14 protein-coding genes, 2 tRNA genes and 1 pseudogene are annotated in these 17,480 nt (G+C 70.1%); 10 read left to right on the top strand and 7 right to left on the bottom strand.

The annotated features are described in order from the left end of the window. Positions 1-35 precede the first annotated feature (35 nt). On the bottom strand, positions 36-1,031 hold the full coding sequence (locus ACTWQC_RS07660; RefSeq protein WP_443314790.1) for a hypothetical protein: 996 nt from the start codon (positions 1,029-1,031) through the stop codon (positions 36-38). 159 nt (positions 1,032-1,190) lie between these two features. Next, positions 1,191-3,827: an aminopeptidase N gene (gene pepN / locus ACTWQC_RS07665; protein WP_443314791.1), complete on the bottom strand. Its 2,637-nt coding sequence runs from the start codon at positions 3,825-3,827 to the stop codon at positions 1,191-1,193. A 166-nt stretch (positions 3,828-3,993) separates the two neighbouring features. On the opposite strand from pepN, the gene ACTWQC_RS07670 reads away from it, so the two are divergent. Continuing rightward, the gene (locus ACTWQC_RS07670) at positions 3,994-4,632 is read left to right on the top strand and encodes a mycothiol-dependent nitroreductase Rv2466c family protein (RefSeq protein WP_443314792.1); all 639 of its coding nucleotides are present in this window, start codon (positions 3,994-3,996) and stop codon (positions 4,630-4,632) included. Positions 4,633-4,733: 101 nt separating this feature from the next. Here the strand turns inward: ACTWQC_RS07670 and ACTWQC_RS07675 are convergent. Then, positions 4,734-4,865 (bottom strand): annotated as a pseudogene (locus ACTWQC_RS07675) (Fe-Mn family superoxide dismutase); the annotation flags it as partial. A 206-nt stretch (positions 4,866-5,071) separates the two neighbouring features. Beyond that, entirely contained in the window at positions 5,072-6,517 is a 1,446-nt protein-coding gene (locus ACTWQC_RS07680) for an amino acid permease (protein ID WP_443314793.1), read from the bottom strand. A 174-nt stretch (positions 6,518-6,691) separates the two neighbouring features. On the opposite strand from ACTWQC_RS07680, the gene ACTWQC_RS07685 reads away from it, so the two are divergent. Continuing rightward, positions 6,692-7,192, top strand: a complete 501-nt coding sequence (locus tag ACTWQC_RS07685; RefSeq protein ID WP_443314794.1) for a ribose-5-phosphate isomerase — start codon at positions 6,692-6,694, stop codon at positions 7,190-7,192. Positions 7,193-7,199: 7 nt separating this feature from the next. Further along, positions 7,200-8,024 carry an Fpg/Nei family DNA glycosylase gene (locus ACTWQC_RS07690; protein WP_443314795.1) on the top strand — a complete coding sequence of 275 codons (825 nt, stop codon included), beginning with the start codon at positions 7,200-7,202 and terminating at the stop codon, positions 8,022-8,024. A gap of 28 nt (positions 8,025-8,052) precedes the next feature. Here the strand turns inward: ACTWQC_RS07690 and ACTWQC_RS07695 are convergent, their stop codons facing one another. Then, entirely contained in the window at positions 8,053-9,297 is a 1,245-nt protein-coding gene (locus ACTWQC_RS07695) for a GNAT family N-acetyltransferase (protein WP_443314796.1), read from the bottom strand. Between the two features lie 116 nt (positions 9,298-9,413). Here ACTWQC_RS07695 and ACTWQC_RS07700 point away from each other — a divergent pair, with 116 nt between their 5' ends. Further along, a complete protein-coding gene (locus tag ACTWQC_RS07700) occupies positions 9,414-10,556 on the top strand; it encodes a PP2C family protein-serine/threonine phosphatase (protein WP_443314797.1) in 1,143 nt (380 codons plus the stop codon). Between the two features lie 157 nt (positions 10,557-10,713). Here ACTWQC_RS07700 and ACTWQC_RS07705 read toward each other — a convergent pair whose 3' ends face one another. Continuing rightward, positions 10,714-11,811 (bottom strand): acyltransferase family protein, encoded by a 1,098-nt coding sequence (locus tag ACTWQC_RS07705; protein ID WP_443314866.1) that lies wholly within the window; start codon positions 11,809-11,811, stop codon positions 10,714-10,716. Positions 11,812-12,238: 427 nt separating this feature from the next. Between ACTWQC_RS07705 and ACTWQC_RS07710 the strand changes: the two genes are divergently transcribed. Further along, the gene (locus ACTWQC_RS07710) at positions 12,239-12,433 is read left to right on the top strand and encodes a hypothetical protein (protein ID WP_360849776.1); all 195 of its coding nucleotides are present in this window, start codon (positions 12,239-12,241) and stop codon (positions 12,431-12,433) included. A gap of 81 nt (positions 12,434-12,514) precedes the next feature. Here the strand turns inward: ACTWQC_RS07710 and ACTWQC_RS07715 are convergent. Continuing rightward, positions 12,515-12,585, bottom strand: a tRNA-Gly gene (locus tag ACTWQC_RS07715). Between the two features lie 138 nt (positions 12,586-12,723). Between ACTWQC_RS07715 and ACTWQC_RS07720 the strand changes: the two genes are divergently transcribed. The 5 genes from ACTWQC_RS07720 to clpX all read left to right on the top strand — a co-directional run bounded on the left by ACTWQC_RS07720 (position 12,724) and on the right by clpX (position 17,424). Then, positions 12,724-12,800, top strand: a tRNA-Pro gene (locus tag ACTWQC_RS07720). Positions 12,801-12,946: 146 nt separating this feature from the next. Continuing rightward, on the top strand, positions 12,947-14,362 hold the full coding sequence (gene tig, locus ACTWQC_RS07725; RefSeq protein ID WP_443314798.1) for a trigger factor: 1,416 nt from the start codon (positions 12,947-12,949) through the stop codon (positions 14,360-14,362). A gap of 292 nt (positions 14,363-14,654) precedes the next feature. Beyond that, positions 14,655-15,260: an ATP-dependent Clp protease proteolytic subunit gene (locus ACTWQC_RS07730; RefSeq protein ID WP_443314867.1), complete on the top strand. Its 606-nt coding sequence runs from the start codon at positions 14,655-14,657 to the stop codon at positions 15,258-15,260. A gap of 50 nt (positions 15,261-15,310) precedes the next feature. Next, complete coding sequence (locus ACTWQC_RS07735; RefSeq protein ID WP_443314799.1) at positions 15,311-15,985, top strand: ATP-dependent Clp protease proteolytic subunit; 675 nt, start codon at positions 15,311-15,313, stop codon at positions 15,983-15,985. A gap of 149 nt (positions 15,986-16,134) precedes the next feature. Then, positions 16,135-17,424 (top strand): ATP-dependent Clp protease ATP-binding subunit ClpX, encoded by a 1,290-nt coding sequence (gene clpX / locus ACTWQC_RS07740; RefSeq protein ID WP_443314800.1) that lies wholly within the window; start codon positions 16,135-16,137, stop codon positions 17,422-17,424. Positions 17,425-17,480 lie beyond the last annotated feature (56 nt).

The following is a 17,480-nucleotide window of genomic DNA, read 5'->3' on the forward strand; positions in this document are numbered from 1 at the left end:
CCCGCAGCGCCGCAGCGAAGGCGCGCCGGGCCTCCTCACCGGGGGATGACGGCCACGTAGGCCGCGGGCTCCCGGTCCCCGGCCGCCATCAGGGCCGTGCGGACCACGGCGGCCTGCTGCTCGATCGCCTCGCGCAGCTTCTTCGGGGTGGTGTGCACCACCGTGATGCCGAGCCCTTCCAGGTGCTCGCGCTTGCGCGCGCCCTCCGCCCAGGCGGTGTTCTCGTCCTGCCGGGGGGTGCGTGCGTCGAGCTCCAGGGCCACCGAGTATTCGGGCCAGTACGCGTCCACGCCCCCGAGGAGCGGGCCGCCCGGCAGCCGCAGGTCGACGTTCCACACCGGCTCAGGCAGGCCGTACGAGCGCACCATCTCGTAGAGACGGCCCTCGGCGAGCGCCCTGCTCTCCGCGAGGAGCGTGTCCACGGCATCGACGACATGCGGCCGGGAGAGCAGCCGGGCGCGGTTCAACTCCCGTACGACAGCGCCGGGTTCGCAGTGACCGCCGCGTACGGCCTCGGTGAGCAGGCGGCGCACGGCAGCGGGGTCGGAGAGCTGGGCGACGGCGTCGGCGAGGGCGCGCGGCACGGGGACCACCGGCACACCGGTGATCTCCAGCGGCGCGGGGAGCTGTGCGGTGCGCAGGATGTGCGCCAGGCCCGAAGAGCGGACCCGGCGGTTCCGCGGAACCAGGACGTCGATGCGGTCCAGGGAGCGCAGCGGTGGAGCGGAGGCGAAGCCCTGCAGGGTGAGCGCCGCGAGACCGGTGATCATCGCCTCGCCGCAGTCGGCTTCTGCGTGCCTTCCCGCGTACAGCAGGGCGGCGTGCAGCCGCTCCTCGCTCGTGGGTGGCCCCGGGTGCAGCAGATAGACCCCTGGGAGCAGGCGCTGCCAGCAGCCGCCGGGGCGGGTGCGCTCGGCGGCGTCGGCCGTGGAGATGCCGTGCTCGCGCAACTGACGAAGCGTCAAAACTCGTCGCTGGGCGTCGGAAAGGTGGCGCAGGGGGCGGGGGGAGAGCGGGGTGTTGGAGTTCATGACCCGCCGATTCCCGCCGCCCGACCGCCCCCTAACCGCTGTTACACGCCCGTCGACAAACGCAGACATCGCCGCCCTAAAGTACGGGAGTTCGAGTGCCGACAGCCGTTCCACCGAACGGGGGTTCCCGCCGCTCACCTGGGGCTTCGCCCCGAGATGTCACAACGCCCCGGCGCCTGGGGCGGCTTGGGTATCGCAGCGCTGCGCGCGCAGGGCGCGCGCGAGGTCGTCGTGCGCCTCCAGCACGAGCCTGCGCAGCGCGGGCGGCGCGTCCGTGTGCTCGTCGAGCCACGCCTGGGACATCTCCAGCGTCCTGCGGTCGTCCTGGAGCGCCGGGTAGAGGCCGCGAACGATCGCCATGGCGATCTCGATCGACCGCTCCCGCCAGACCTGTTCGATCGCGGCGAAGTACTTCGGCGCGTACGGCGCGAGCAGTCCGCGCTGGCCCGGCTGGCCGAAGCCCGCGATCGTCGCCTCCACGAGCGCGTTCGACAAATGGTCGGACTCCACCACATCGGTCCAGGCCTGCGCTTTCACCTCCGCGGACGGCCGGGCCGCCAGGCAGCGCACCTGGTGCCGCTTGCCCGACGCCGTGTCGTCACGGGCCAGTTCGGTCCCGATCACCGACGCATCGGCCACCCCGTGCGAGGCCAGCGGCTCCAGGAACGTCCAGCGCAGCTCCTGGTCCACGTCCAGACCGTCGATCTTGCCGGTGCCCGCGAGCAGCCCCTCGAGCAGCCGCAGATCCGCCTCCGATGAGGCGACCTGCGCGAAGAAGCGCGCCCACGCCAGCTGGTGGCCGCTGCCCGGCTCGGCCAGCCGCAGCTCGCGCACGGCGCCCTCGGCGAGCGCCCTGCCGCCCTCCTCCCGCCACTCCGGCGCCGCGTAGTGCACCAGCGCCGACTTGGCCCAGGTGTGCAGCGTCTGGAGCACGCCGATGTCGCTCTCCCGGCCGGCGAAGCGCAGCACCAGGTTCACGTAGTCCCGCGCGGGCATCAGCCCGTCCCTGGTGAGGTTCCACAGCGCGGACCAGCACAGGGCGCGGGCGAGCGGGTCGCCGAGGTCGCCCAGGCGCTCCCGCAGCGTGTCGAGCGAGGCCTCGTCGAAGCGGATCTTGCAGTACGTGAGGTCCTCGTCGTTGATCAGGATCAGCTCGGGGCGCTCGGCCCCGGCCAGCTCGGCGACGACGGTGCGCGGCCCGGCGACGTCCACCTCGGCCCTGGCGTACCGCACCAGCCGGCCCGAGATCTCCTCGCGCCGGTAGAGCCCGACCGCGACCCGGTGCGGGCGCAGGGTCGGGTGGGACGGGGACGCCTCCTGGAGGACGGCGAGCTCGGTGACGCGGCCCTGGGCGTCGTATGTCGCATGCGGCGTCAGTGAGTTGACGCCCGCGGTCTGCAGCCAGGCCCGCGACCACGCGGCCATGTCGCGGCCCGAGGTCTCCTCGAGCACGTCCAGCAGGTGCTCGAGCCGGGTGTTCCCGTACGCGTGCCGCCGGAAGTAGCGCCGGGCGCCCTCGAGGAAGGCTTCCCGCCCGGCGTAGGCGACGAGCTGCTTGAGCACGGACGCGCCCTTGGCGTACGTGATCCCGTCGAAGTTGAGCTTGGCGTCCTCCAGGTCCCCGATGTCGGCCGTGACCGGGTGGGTGGAGGGCAGTTGGTCGGCGCGGTAGGCCCACGCCTTGCGGCGGTTGGCGAAGGTGATCCAGCCATCGGTGAAGCGGGTGGCCTCGACCAGCGAGAAGGAGCCCATGAAGTCGGCGAAGGACTCCTTCAGCCACAGGTCGTCCCACCACTCCATGGTGACCAGGTCGCCGAACCACATGTGCGCCATCTCGTGCAGGATGACGCTCGCCCGGTGCTCGTACGAGGCCTGGGTGACCTTGCCCCGGAAGACGAACTCCTCCCGGAAGGTCACGCAGCCCGGGTTCTCCATTGCCCCGATGTTGTACTCCGGCACGAACGCCTGGTCGTACTTCCCGAACGGGTACGGGTAGTCGAAGTGGTCGTGGAAGAAGTCCAGGCCCTGTTTGGTGACCGTGAAGATGTCGTCCGCGTCGAAGTGCTTGGCGAGTGACCTGCGGCAGAGCGCACCGAGCGGGATCTCGAGAACCCTCCCGTCGGGCAGCGTCTGGCTGTAGTGCTCGCGCTCGAAGTGATACGGGCCCGCGACGACCGCCGTGATGTACGTCGCGATGGGCTGGGTCGTCACGAACCGCCAGGTCGAGGCCCCGGTACCGGCCCGCTCCGGGTTGCCTTCCGCCGCGCCGTTGCTCAGCACCGTCCAGTCGGCGGGGGCGGTCACGGTGAAGGTGAAGGGGGCCTTGAGGTCCGGCTGTTCGAAGTTGGCGAAGACGCGCCGGGCGTCGGCCGGTTCGTACTGCGTGTAGAGGTAGACCTCGCCGTCCTCCGGGTCGGCGAACCGGTGCAGCCCCTCGCCCGTCCTGCTGTACGCGCACTGGGCGTCCACCGTCAGCACGTTCTCCGCCAGCAGGCCGTCGAGCGCGATCCGCGCCCCGTCGAAGACCGCGGCCGGGTCCAGCTCCCGCCCGTTGAGGACCACCGAGGTCACGGACGGCGCGATCAGGTCGGCGAAGGTGGCGGCGCCGGGCTCGGCGCAGCGGAAGCGGATCGTCGTGGCCGACCGGAAGGTGCGCGGCTCGTCACCGTCCCCCGCGCCCGCGGCGGGGCCCGCCCCGACGGCCGAGCGCACGTCCAGCGCCACCTCGTACCCGTCCACGGACAGCAGCCGGGCCCGCTCGCGGGCCTCGTCACGGGTCAGGTTCTCACCGGGCACGGCGGCTCCTCTCCTCGTCATCGTCGTCTGCGTCTCACACTCTGAACGTTCGCCATGGTGTCACGCTGCGCTGACAGCCAGCACACGACATGTGCGGGAATGGCGGCGGCACCGCGCGGTGTTCTCCGGGAGTCCCCAAGCGGTAGTGACCCCTGAGGAGCTTTACGTGACCGCCTCCGAGAAAACCCCGGTCGACTTCTGGTTCGATCCGCTCTGCCCCTGGGCCTGGATGACCTCGCGCTGGATGCTCGAAGTGGAGAAGCTGCGCCCGGTGGAGGTGCGCTGGCATGTGATGAGCCTGGCGGTGCTCAACGAGAACAAGCTCGACGAGCTGCCCGAGGAGTACCGCGAGATGCTGGCCACCAAGGCCTGGGGACCGGTCCGGGTCGCCATCGCCGCCGAGCAGAAATTCGGCAACGCGGTGCTCGGCCCGCTCTACGAGGCGCTCGGCACCCGCTTCCACAACCGCGGCGAGGGCGCCACGCCGGAGGCGATCGCCGGAGCTCTGGCGGACGCCGGGCTACCGGCGGAGCTGGCCGATTACGCGGGCTCGGACGAGTACGACACCGAGCTGCGCGACTCCCACCGCGAGGGCATCGAACTGGTCGGCCAGGACGTCGGCACCCCGGTCATTTCCGTACCCGGCGCCGACGACGGGCGGGTCGCCTTCTTCGGTCCGGTCGTGACCCCGGCCCCCAAGGGTGAGGCGGCGGCCAAGCTCTGGGACGGCACCCTGATGGTGGCGTCCACCCCCGGCTTCTACGAGATCAAGAGGACGCGGACGGTCGGCCCGATCTTCGACTGAGCCACACCGCGGGCCGACGTGCACGAGGGCCCCCGCGCGTTACGTCCGCGCGGGGGCCCTTCCTTCTTTCGCCGCCTGCTGGGTGAAGGCTGAGAAGACGATCACGCAAGCAGGAGGTTCGCGGCGCGCTCCTTGGCGGCGCTGTAACGGCGGGCCACATCCTGCCAGTTGACGACCTGCCACATGGACTCGATGAAGTCCACTTTCTGGTTCCGGTACTGCAGGTAGAAGGCGAGCAGGCGCCGACCTGCTGCCGGCCACCACCGACGCCCGCGCCCGCCTCCGCGATGCGGCCCTTCTACGCCCTCGCGGGAATGGCCGGACAGCCCGTACGAGCAAAGCCCGTACGAGCAAAGGGCCGGGGCCCGCATCCAGTAACTGGTCGCGGGCCCCGACCCGTATGGCGCGGCGGCCTTACGGGACGCCGTACGCGGTGGCCTTACGGCTTGATCGCCGCGTCCTGCTTGCGCGCGTTCAGCCGGTCGCGCACCAGCGCGATCGCCACCACCAGCGCCGCGACCAGCACGGACAGCACGACCTGCTCCCGCCCCGCGTCGTCGGTGAGCATGTAGACCAGCACGAACGAGATCATCGCGATGGTCGCCCACGTCAGGTAGGGGAACAGCCACATCCGGACGATCAGCTTCTCCGGCGCCTCGCGCAGGATGATCCCCCGCATCCTCAGCTGCGTGAAGCAGATCACCAGCCAGACGAAGAGCGCGACCGCGCCCGAGGAGTTCAGCAGGAAGCTGAACACGGTGTCCGGCGACTGGTAGTTGAAGTAGACCGCGACGAAGCCGAAGACGACCGACGCCAGGATCGCGGCCTGCGGCACACCCTTGGCGTTCGTCCGCGCGAAGGCCTTCGGCGCGTCGCCGCGCTGCCCGAGCGAGAAGGCCATCCGGGAGGCGGTGTAGAGGCCGGAGTTCAGACAGGACAGCACGGCCGTCAGCACGATGACGTTCATGACCTGCCCGGCGTGCGGGATGCCGATGGAGTCGAGCGCGGCGACGTACGAGCCGTGCTCGGTGATCGCCTTGGCGTCCCACGGCAGCAGCGTCACCACGACGAAGATCGAGCCCAGGTAGAAGACGCCGATCCGCCAGATCACGCTGTTGGTGGCCTTGGTGACCGCGCGCTGCGGGTCCTCGGACTCACCGGCGGCGAGGGTGACGATCTCACTGCCCATGAAGGAGAAGACGACCATCAGTACACCGGTGAGGACGGCGCCCGCACCGTTCGGCAGGAAACCGCCGTGCGAGGTGAGGTTGGCGAGCCCCGCCGCCTCGTTCTGCGAGCCGGGCAGCAGGCCGAAGACCGCGAGCCCGCCGATGAGGATGAACACGGCGATTGCGACGACCTTGATCCCGGCGAACCAGAACTCGAACTCGCCGTACGAGCTGACGGAGGCGAGGTTGGTGGCGGTGAGCACCACCATGACGATCAGGGCCCAGGCCCACTGCGGGACGGCAGGGACCCAGCCCTCCAGGATCACGGCGCCGGCGGTCGCCTCGACCGCCAGCACCACGACCCAGAAGAACCAGTACAGCCAGCCGATCGAGAAGCCGGCCCAGCGCCCGAGGGCGCGGTCCGCGTAGGCGGAGAAGGAGCCGGAGGTCGGGTTGGCCGCGGCCATCTCGCCCAGCATCCGCATGACGAAGACGACCATGGCGCCGACGAGGGCGTAGGACAGCAGGATGCCGGGGCCCGCGGCGGCGATGCCGGAGGCGGAGCCCACGAACAGCCCGGCGCCGATGACGCCGCCGATGGCGATCATGGAGAGGTGGCGGTTCTTGAGACCCGCCTTGAGGCCGTCGGGGGAGGAGTCGTGGCCCGGGGTGCCCGGGTCCGCCGCCGTCTTCGTGGCCGTGGGTTGCGCGCTCATGTGCACGATCCTTAGCTCTCGGGTTACGAGCCCGGCCAGTGAAACGCAGGAGAAGCTTGAGGAAAACCTTTGATTCCGGATCGTTATAGGTGAGCTCCCCTTCAGATACGGCACAGACCACCCACGCGCCACCCGATGCCGTCGGCCCGGCCGTGGGCATGCCACACTCGGATCATGCGCGTCTACCTCGGCTCCGATCACGCCGGTTTCGAACTCAAGAACCACCTCGTCGAGTGGCTCAGGGCCCACGGCCACGAGCCCGTCGACTGCGGCCCGCACATCTACGACGCCCAGGACGACTACCCGCCGTTCTGCCTCCGCGCGGCCGAGAAGACCGCGGCCGACCCCGAGAGCCTCGGCATCGTGATCGGCGGCTCGGGCAACGGCGAGCAGATCGCCGCCAACAAGGTCAAGGGCGTACGGGCCGCGCTGGCCTGGAGCGAGCAGACCGCGGCCCTCGGCCGCGAGCACAACGACGCCAACGTGGTCAGCATCGGCGGCCGGATGCACACCCGCGACGAGGCGACGACGTTCGTCGAGATCTTCCTGAACACCCTGTACTCGGGCGAGGAGCGCCACACCCGCCGCATCGACATGCTCACCGCGTACGAGACCACGGGCGAGCTGCCCCCCATCCCCGCGCACCACCCCCAGCAGCCCCAGCAGGAGGGCTGAGCGCCGGATGCCCGAGGGGCACACCATCCACCGGCTGGCCGCCGACCACTTCGCGAGGTTCGGCGGCCGGTCCGTGCGTGCCGCGAGCCCGCAGGGCAAGTTCGCGGACGGCGCCGCGCTCGTCGACGGCACGGAGCTGGCGGAGACCGACGCTCACGGCAAGCACCTCTTCCTCGGCTTCGGGGCGGTCGGCTGGGTCCACATCCACCTCGGCCTCTACGGCACCTTCCGCTTCGGCGACGGCCCGGCACCCGCGCCCGTCGGCGCCGTACGGCTGCGGCTCGCCACCCCGGAGGCGTACGCGGACCTGCGCGGCCCGACCGCCTGTGAGCTGATCACGGACGGCGAGAAGCAGGCGATCCACGACCGGCTCGGCGACGATCCGCTGCGCTCCGCGACCGCGTCTGATGAGAAGAGGGGCGGCGAGCCCGCCTGGGCCCGTATCGCCCGCAGCCGTACGTCGATCGCGGCGCTGCTCATGGACCAGAAGGTCGTCGCGGGCGTCGGCAACGTCTACCGCGCGGAGGTCCTCTTCCGGCACGGCATCGACCCGTACCGGGCGGGCCGCGATCTGTCGCGGGCGGAGTGGGACGCGATCTGGGCGGATCTGGTGGCGCTGATGCGGGAAGGAGTACGGAACAACCGGATCGACACGGTCCGCCCCGAGCACACGCCGGAGGCGATGGGCCGCCCGCCGCGCGTCGACGACCACGGCGGCGAGGTGTACGTCTACCGCCGCGCGCAGTTGCCGTGCCACATCTGTGGCGGCGAGGTCCGCACCGCCGACCTCGCCGCCCGCAATCTCTTCTGGTGCCCGACCTGTCAGGCCTGACGGCCCAAGTGGCCCTGGGCCGGGCCGCTCAGAACCCGTGCGGCAGCCACGGCGCCACGTCGGAGGCGAACGCCAACGACGCCTCCCGCAACGCGCCCCCGCGCAACTCCCGTACGCGCCCCGCCCCCGCCAGCGCCGCGAGCGTGGTCCCGCCCAGATAGGCCGCCCCCAACTCCCGTACGGACAGCGCCAGATCGGCCGGGTCGTCCGTACGCCTGCAGTCGGCGCCGCCCTTGGCGTCGGCCGTGAGCCGCCAGCGTCCCTCGTTCCAGGGACAGAAGGAGTCCTGCACCTCGAACACGACGTCCACCGGCGCCGCGTACGCCCGCGCCTGAAGCGCCGCGCCGACGTCCACCAGACGTACGTGCAGTGAGTCGCGGAACCCGATCCGGCACCGGCGCGGGTCGGAGACCATGTGCAGCAGCGGGTCGTCGACCGGCCGGTTCCTGACCTTCACCGTCGACGTGAGATCGAGGTCGAAGAGGAACCTCCAGAGCGCGGCGTACGCGGCCGGGTCCGGCGCGCAGATGTCGCGCAGCAGGACCGCACCCTTCGGACCGGCCGCGTCCCACTCCGGCTCGACGGCGTAGCGCGCGTAGCCGGCCACTTCGCCGCCGGCCTCCGCCACCACGCACTGCAGCGGGGACGCGCCTGCGCGCTCCGACGGCGGGTCGAGCAGAGCGTGCCGCTCCCAGCCCGGTATCCGGACCAGCATGCCCGGGCGCAGCCCCACCGAGGCCGCGTACACCGCCTCGCACGCGTGGAGCACGGCCGCCGGGTCCGCCATCCTCAGCCGTACATCGTCCGTGCCGGGCGGGACCGCCAGCCGGACCCGGCTGGTGTCCACCTCCGCGTGCATCAGCCCGGTCGCGATGCCGTAGCCGAACCGGCCGTAGATCTCCGGCTCCGAGGCGGTCAGGATGGCGAGCGGCTCGCCCCACGCCCGTACGTCGTCCAGCTGGCGCCGCATCATCGCGCTCAGCACGCCGCGGCGGCGGTGCGTCGCGGCCACGGAGACCATCGTGACGCCGGCCGCCGGGACCAGCGCGCCGCCCGGCACCGACAGCCGGAAGCTGAACGCACCCGCCGTGCCCACTGGGCGGTCGCCGTCCCAGGCGCCGATGGAGCGCTCCACCTCGGTCAGGTCGTGGTCCAGCTCCCGCTCCTCGGGGGGCACGGCCACCCCGCCGAACGCGCGCACCAGCGTGTCGAACCACTCGTCCCACTCCGCGGGCCGCAGCACACGCAGCTCAGCCGGCACCCGTGTCGTCATACGCCATCCCTATCAGCGCATTCCTGTACGTGCGAGCGCATTTCCCGTACGCATGTGCGTCACCCGGCAGGCCGACAGTGCACATCACGGGCCCGGGTGGATAGGGTCCCGGAGCAATGGCACGCGTCGCGGGAGCAGAGACCCTGACGGCCCGGATGCGCAGGAGTTCGCACCGGGTCCGCATCGGGCTGCGCCGGGCCGGGGTCGACTACTTCCGCGGCGACGGCTCCGACTGGATCGTCCTCGCCGCCCTGATGCTCACCGTCCCGGCCATCGCCGCCGGGACGATCGCCGTCCCCGACTGGTGCCCGCCCGCGGCGCTCGTCCTCCCGATCGTGCTCGGTGGACTGCTGCTGCGGCCCGCGAGCCTGCTGCTGCTCTATGGCGGGTCCGCGGTGGGGCTGATCGTGGAGGCGGCGGTCCTCGGCCCGTACAGCCAGGGCACCTCCCGCGTCACCCCGGGCACGATTCTGCTGGTCGGAGCCATCGGCTTCGTTGGTCTCGTCATCGCCCAGTTCCGCAGCCGGGTCGGGGTGCCGTGGCGGCGCGGCGGCACCATGCTCTTCGACCTGCGCGAGCGCATCCGGGTGCAGAGCAAACTGCCCAAGCTGCCGAGAGGCTGGCACCGGGAGATGGCCCTGCGGCCGGCGGGCGGGCAGTCCTTCTCGGGCGACTTCGTCGTGGCGGCCCGTACGAACGGCGGGCGGACGCTCGAGGTCGTCCTCACCGACGTCTCGGGCAAGGGCATGGACGCGGCCTCGCGCGCCCTGCTGCTGTCGGGCGCCTTCGGCGGCCTCCTCGGCTCGCTCCCGCCGCACGAGTTCCTGCGGGCGGCCAACGGCTATCTCCTCCGCCAGGACTGGGACGAGGGCTTCGCGACCTCCATCCATATGGTCCTGGACCTGGACACCGGCGACTACGAACTGCTGTCGGCAGGCCATCTGCCGGCGCTCCAGCGCAGCGCGGGCGCGGGCACGTGGGAGGAGAAGGCGGCGGAAGGGCCGCTGCTCGGGGTCTACGACGGGGCGCAGTTCGACCCGATCAAGGGGACGCTGCGCCAGGGCGACGTACTGATGCTCTTCACGGACGGCCTGGTCGAGTCCTCCGAGCGCGACCTGACCGAGGGCATGGACCGCCTGACGGGCGCCGCGGACCGCTATATCTCATCCGGCTTCCAGGGTGCGGCGTGGCACCTGATCGAGGCGGTGGCCAGGGATGTCAACGACGACCGGGCGCTGCTGCTGATCTGCCGGGACTGAGCGGCCCCCGGGCCGCTTGGCGGGTCTCGATCGCCGCGCGCCCGAAGGGACGGTCGAGCTTGTTGCGCCGATGGCACACCTGAAGGGCGCCTGAACGGCCGAACGGCCCCGGAGCGGGGGCTCCGGGGCCGTTCACGCATGCGCAGGCGGTGCGCCCTCAGGCAGCCTTGACCGGCTTCGAGCGGTCGCGCGCCAGCTCCGCCGCGTCCTTCTTGAAGGCCCACTCCATCCTGGGCTCCATCGCGAAGCGGAACATCCGCTGTACGGGCCTGGTGCACAGCACTGTGATGAAGGCCGCGGCGATGAAGGTGACGGCGACGGCCCCCAGCGGCGTGTGCAGCCACGCGTAGTCGTCGTACCAGTGCCAGAAGCGGGAACCCTTGGCGAGGAAGCCGTGCAGCAAGTAGCCGTACAGCGTCCCGGCGCCCAGCGCCGTGAACCACATGTGCCGCCGCGGCACCCAGGCGAAGAAGCAGGAGACGAGCACCATCGAGCAGCCGAACAGCGCGAGCGTCATCACCAGGCCGCTCCACCAGGGGCCGCCGAGCTCCTGGGCGCTGTCCCGGTGGTAGAACCACGCCGAGGACATCCGGGGGCCCGCCCAGTACGCGACGACGGTCGCCACGGCGAAGGCCGGAACGGAGAGGATCCGCACTTCGCGGCGGCGCATCAGCTGGAAGTGCTCCGGCTTCATGAAGAGGCCGACCACGAAGAACGGCAGGAACTGCAGGACGCGCTGGAGGTCGAGGTCGTCGCCGATGTCCGGAGAGATCGAGGCGAGCGCGGCGATGGCCAGCGCGAGCGCCACGGGCCAGCGGACCAGCTTCCACAGCGGGGTGGACAGCCGCCAGACGAAGAGCGCGGCCAGGAACCACGTCAGGTACCAGGGGTCGAGCAGACTGATGGGGTACCCGGGGTCGTCGTCCGCCCACTGCTTGAAGAAGCTGTACGCGACCTCGAAGAGGACGTACGGCACCGCGATCCCGGTCACCAGCCGCTTGAGCCGGTCCGGCCGCATGTCGAAACTACGGGAGAAATAGCCGGAGATGAGGATGAACGCCGGCATATGGACGGTGTAGATGACCATGTAGAGCGCTTCTGCGGCACGGCTGCCGTCGGTGAGCGGCTCCCAGGCGTGTCCGCAGGCCACCATCACGATGGCCAGGTACTTCGCGTTGTCGAAGAACGCGTCGCGCTGCTTCGGCTCGCCGCGCTTGGGCGGTGTGTCCGGCTTGTCGCGTCCGGCCGCTCTTATGTCGGGTCGTTGCGGGATGTCCGCCGATTCCCGGGCCGGGGGGAGTGGTGCCCGCTGATAGTCGTGCGGGCTCAGTGAGTTCGTCACAGGCCCTCCCACCAGGAACTGGGGGAGACGATTCGCGACCTCACTGCGCATGCGGGGGTCAGGGCAGCGTGGAACATCTGAGGCACGATAGCGCCGGGTGCGGAATCCGTAAAACCTCCCTCGCTATGCCGTCAAGTGCCCGTTCTATCACGGCTAGTCCCACTTAAATCGGTCAAATCACCCCGGGATGGCCGCCCTCATGTGGCAGTGAACACGTGGCCGACGGTGTGTCACCGGGGGGCATCACCGGCCACGTTGGTGGCACGATGGTCGAAGCGGGGGTGTGCGGGGCATCATCCCCGGGCCGGTGAGGCTTTTCCGACCGAGGGTGTGATCCGTTGTGGCCATTTCGCTGTCCGTGGTGGTGCTGTTGGCGATCGTCCTGGTGGTCATGATCCGCTCAGGTTCGATCAAAGCTGGGCCCGCCATCGTGGCGGCGCTGTTCGGCTTCTTCCTGGCGTCGACCGACATGGCCCCGTCGATAAACCGCTTCCTCAACTCGATATCCGAGACGATCAGCCAGATCAACCTCTGAGCGTCGTGGGTCGCGGAAACGCCTCCGGCCCGGTTCTGCGAGCCTTCGAGAGCACTCGCAGAACCGGGCCGGAGGCCGCTGAGCGGGCGACGGGAATCGAACCCGCGTAGCCAGTTTGGAAGACTGGGGCTCTACCATTGAGCTACGCCCGCACGCGCCGACGATCATGAGAAGCGCGGCGCACGGACTGCATCGTAGCGGGTCCGGGCGCCCCCGCGCACACTCCATTCCGCCCCCTGTAATGCGGCAGCCGCAGCTCGGCTGGGCATGTACCCTACGTGTCGCACCAGCGGGGTGTGGCGCAGCTTGGTAGCGCGTCCGCTTTGGGAGCGGAAGGTCGTCGGTTCGAATCCGGCCACCCCGACCATCAAGATCACGTTGTGGGGCCCGTCCTGCTTGCGGTTACTATGCAAGCTACGTGCCCGTGTGTCTCTGTACCGGGCGCGATCCGCCGAAACTCAGCACAGCTGAGACCGGCAGACCCCAGAAATCAGCCCCCAAGGAGACCGAACCGTGAAGAGCGCCGTGGAGACCCTGAACCCGACTCGGGTTCGGCTCACTGTCGAGGTGCCCTTCGAGGAGCTCAAGCCCAGCCTCGACGCGGCGTACAAGAAGATCAACCAGCAGGTCACGGTGCCGGGCTTCCGTAAGGGCAAGGTACCGGCGCGCGTCATCGACCAGCGGTTCGGCCGCGGCGCGGTCCTCGAGGAGGCCGTGAACGACGCGCTGCCGAAGTTCTACACCGAGGCCGTCAACGAGGGTGACCTGAACCCGCTGGGCCAGCCCGAGGTCGACATCACCGAGCTCAAGGACAACGAGCTCCTCGCCTTCACCGCCGAGGTCGACGTCCGCCCGTCCATCGAGATCCCGGACTTCTCCGGCATCGAGGTCGAGGTCGACGCCATCGAGGTCTCCGACGAGGAGGTCGAGAAGTCCGTCGAGCAGCTCCGTGAGCGCTTCGCCGCCACCTCCCCGGTCGAGCGCGCTGCCGCCGAGGGCGACGTCGTGACGCTCGACCTGGAGGCCAGCGTCGAAGGCGAGGTCCTGGAGGACGGCGTCGCCAAGGGCGTCAGCTACACCATCGGCTCCGGCGAGCTCCTCGACGGCATCGACGAGGCCGTGACCGGCCTCGAGGCCGGCGGCTCCGCCACCTTCACCTCCGAGCTCAAGGGCGGTTCCGCCGCGGGCAAGGAGGCCGAGGTCAAGGTCGACGTCACCGCCGTCGCCGTCCGCGAGCTGCCCGAGCTCGACGACGACTTCGCCCAGCTGGCCAGCGAGTTCGACACCCTCGAGGAGCTCAAGGCGGACAGCCGCAAGCGTCTCGAGCAGTCGAAGAAGTACGAGCAGGCCACCCAGGCGCAGGAGAAGGTCCTGGACGCCCTCATCGGGCTGGTCGAGGTGCCGATCCCCGAGAAGCTCCTCGAGGACGAGATCGGGACCCGCAAGCACAACCTGGAGCACCACCAGCTCGGCCAGATGGGCCTGGACCTCGAGGCGTACCTCAAGATCCAGGAGAAGTCCGCAGAGGAGTTCGAGGCCGAGCTGAAGGAGCAGGCCGAGAAGGGCATCAAGACCCAGTTCGTCCTCGACGAGCTGGTCTCCCGGGAACAGCTGTCCGTCGGCCAGGAGGAGCTCACCGAGCACCTCATGCGCCGTGCGCAGTCCTCCGGCATGAGCCCGGACCAGTTCGCCCAGGCCGTCGTCGAGGGCGGCCAGGTGCCGATGCTCGTCGGCGAGGTCGCCCGCGGCAAGGCCCTCGCGCTGGTCGTCGAGGCCGCCACGGTCAAGGACACGAACGGCGAGGCCGTGGACCTGGACGACGAGGACGAGACCGCCGAGACGGTGACGGCCGAGGAGCCGGCCGCCGCCGCGGACGAGGCGGAGACGGTGGAGACGGCGGAGGCCGCCGAGGAGAAGCCCGAGGCCTGATCACCGGCCCCGGGGCCCTTGAGCCCCGCGACGGGCCCGGGCGCGCAGCACGGCGCGCCCGGGCCCGTCGCCGCTCCGCCGCCCGGTCCCGCTGCTCCGCCACCCGGTCGCGCCGCGCCGCCGGGTACCCCCCCTGCGCTCACAGCGAACAGTTCGCTGTGCGGGATGGCGCCCGCCGACCAGCGCGTTAGGGTCCGTAGGTATGAGGGCAGGGGGAGTCCCCGCGCCCACAAGAAGACGCTGACGGCGCGCGGCCGTCAAACAACGAGCAGGTGGATACGTGACGAATCTGATGCCTTCGGCCGCCGGCGGCGAGCCGACCTTCGGTACCCACGGCGACCAGGTCTACAACCGGCTGCTCAACGAGCGGATCATCTTCCTCGGCCAGCCTGTCGACGACGAGATCGCCAACAGGATCACGGCGCAGCTGCTCCTCCTTGCCGCAGACCCGGACAAGGACATCAACCTCTACATCAACTCCCCGGGCGGCTCGATCACGGCCGGCATGGCGATCTACGACACCATGCAGTACATCCCGAACGACGTGATCACCATCGCCATGGGCCTGGCCGCCTCCATGGGCCAGTTCCTGCTGAGCGCCGGCACCCCGGGCAAGCGCTTCGCGCTGCCGAACGCGGAGATCCTCATCCACCAGCCCTCCGCGGGCCTGGCGGGCTCCGCCTCGGACATCAAGATCCACGCCGAGCAGCTGCTGCGCACCAAGAAGAAGATGGCGGAGCTGACCGCGTTCCACACCGGTCAGACCGTCGAGCAGATCACCCACGACTCGGACCGCGACCGCTGGTTCTCCGCCGAGGAGGCGAAGGCGTACGGCCTGGTCGACGACGTCATGGCCACGGCGGCCGGCGTTCCGGGCGGTGGCGGCACCGGGGCCTGAGCCCCGCAGGCCACCCCGCAGCCGACCCCAGCCCACTGATCGCCACCAGGATGGTGAAGAACCAGATGAACAACTTCCCCGGCAGCGGCCTGCACCAGGGCCCGGTCGCAGAGTCCCGTTACGTTGTCCCGCGCTTCGTCGAGCGCACCTCCCAGGGCGTCCGTGAGTACGACCCGTACGCGAAGCTCTTCGAGGAGCGCGTGATCTTCCTGGGCGTGCAGATCGACGACGCCTCGGCCAACGACGTCATGGCGCAGCTGCTGTGCCTGGAGTCGATGGACCCGGACCGGGACATCTCGATCTACATCAACTCGCCCGGCGGCTCCTTCACGGCCCTCACGGCGATCTACGACACGATGCAGTTCGTGAAGCCCGACATCCAGACGGTCTGCATGGGCCAGGCGGCGTCCGCCGCGGCCGTGCTGCTCGCCGCCGGCACCCCCGGCAAGCGGATGGCGCTGCCCAACGCGCGAATCCTGATCCACCAGCCGTACAGCGAGACCGGCCGCGGCCAGGTCTCCGACCTGGAGATCGCGGCCAACGAGATTCTGCGGATGCGTTCGCAGCTGGAGGAGATGCTGGCCAAGCACTCCACCACGCCGATTGAGAAGATCCGCGACGACATCGAGCGCGACAAGATCCTCACCGCCGAGGAGTCGTTGGCGTACGGTCTGGTCGACCAGATCGTGTCCACCCGGAAGAGCTCCGTGGGACTGGGCGGCTGACAGTACCGTTGGCAACCCCTTGGGCCGGTCACGGTCAAGTGAACCGGGCCAAGGGGGGCCCGCACGGGGGGCCCGGCAAGGTACCGTCGATAGGCAAGCACCCGGGTCTGCGCAGGCGATGCAGATCCCAGGCGAAGGGGAAGCACCTCGTGGCACGCATCGGTGACGGCGGCGACCTGCTCAAGTGCTCATTCTGCGGGAAGAGCCAGAAGCAGGTGAAGAAGCTCATCGCAGGTCCCGGTGTGTACATCTGCGACGAGTGCATCGATCTCTGCAACGAGATCATCGAGGAAGAGCTCGCCGAGACTTCCGAGGTGCGGTGGGAGGAACTCCCCAAGCCCCGGGAGATCTACGAGTTCCTCGAGGGGTACGTCGTCGGCCAGGAGGCCGCCAAGAAGGCGCTGTCGGTGGCCGTCTACAACCACTACAAGCGCGTACAGGCGGGCGAGAACGGCCAGGGCGGGCGTGACGACGGCATCGAGCTGGCGAAGTCCAACATCCTGCTGCTGGGCCCCACAGGCTCCGGCAAGACCCTCCTCGCCCAGACCCTCGCCCGGATGCTCAACGTCCCCTTCGCCATTGCCGATGCCACCGCGCTCACCGAGGCGGGTTACGTCGGCGAAGACGTCGAGAACATCCTGCTGAAGCTGATCCAGGCCGCCGACTACGACGTCAAGAAGGCCGAGACCGGCATCATCTACATCGACGAGATCGACAAGGTCGCTCGGAAGAGCGAGAACCCGTCGATCACCCGCGACGTCTCCGGCGAGGGCGTCCAGCAGGCGCTGTTGAAGATCCTGGAGGGCACGACGGCCTCGGTCCCCCCGCAGGGCGGCCGCAAGCACCCGCACCAGGAGTTCATCCAGATCGACACGACGAACGTGCTGTTCATCGTGGGCGGCGCCTTCGCGGGCCTGGAGAAGATCATCGAGGCGCGGGCGGGCGCGAAGGGCATCGGCTTCGGCGCCACGATCCGCTCCAAGCGCGAGGTCGACTCCTCGGACCACTTCCGCGAGGTCATGCCGGAGGACCTGGTGAAGTTCGGGATGATCCCGGAGTTCATCGGCCGCCTGCCGGTCATCACCTCGGTCCACAACCTCGACCGCGAGGCGCTGCTCCAGATCCTCGTCGAGCCGCGTAACGCGCTCGTCAAGCAGTACCAGCGGCTCTTCGAACTCGACGGCGTGGAGCTGGACTTCGACCGCCCGGCCCTCGAGGCCATCGCCGACCAGGCGATCCTGCGCGGCACGGGCGCGCGCGGCCTGCGCGCCATCATGGAAGAGGTCCTGATGTCGGTGATGTACGAGGTCCCGTCCCGCAAGGACGTGGCCCGGGTCGTCATCACCGAAGAGGTCGTCCACTCCAACGTCAACCCCACCCTCGTCCCGCGGGAGCCCCGAGCGATCGGCAAGGGCGAACGCCACGAGAAGAGCGCGTAGCGCGCGGCCCGTTCACACGCGCCGAAGGGGCGCCCGGCATCAACTGCCGGGCGCCC

It is taken from the genome of Streptomyces sp. 8N616 (assembly GCF_052246385.1).
Taxonomy (GTDB): Bacteria; Actinomycetota; Actinomycetes; order Streptomycetales; family Streptomycetaceae; genus Streptomyces.

Coding starts and splice junctions, on each gene's coding strand:
- ACTWQC_RS07660 (WP_443314790.1), bottom strand. CDS start 1,031: ATGAACTCCAACACCCCGCTCTCCCCCCGCCCCCTGCGCCACCTTTCC.
- ACTWQC_RS07680 (WP_443314793.1), bottom strand. CDS start 6,517: ATGAGCGCGCAACCCACGGCCACGAAGACGGCGGCGGACCCGGGCACC.
- ACTWQC_RS07685 (WP_443314794.1), top strand. CDS start 6,692: ATGCGCGTCTACCTCGGCTCCGATCACGCCGGTTTCGAACTCAAGAAC.
- ACTWQC_RS07690 (WP_443314795.1), top strand. CDS start 7,200: ATGCCCGAGGGGCACACCATCCACCGGCTGGCCGCCGACCACTTCGCG.
- ACTWQC_RS07695 (WP_443314796.1), bottom strand. CDS start 9,297: ATGACGACACGGGTGCCGGCTGAGCTGCGTGTGCTGCGGCCCGCGGAG.
- ACTWQC_RS07700 (WP_443314797.1), top strand. CDS start 9,414: ATGGCACGCGTCGCGGGAGCAGAGACCCTGACGGCCCGGATGCGCAGG.
- ACTWQC_RS07730 (WP_443314867.1), top strand. CDS start 14,655: ATGCCTTCGGCCGCCGGCGGCGAGCCGACCTTCGGTACCCACGGCGAC.
- ACTWQC_RS07735 (WP_443314799.1), top strand. CDS start 15,311: ATGGTGAAGAACCAGATGAACAACTTCCCCGGCAGCGGCCTGCACCAG.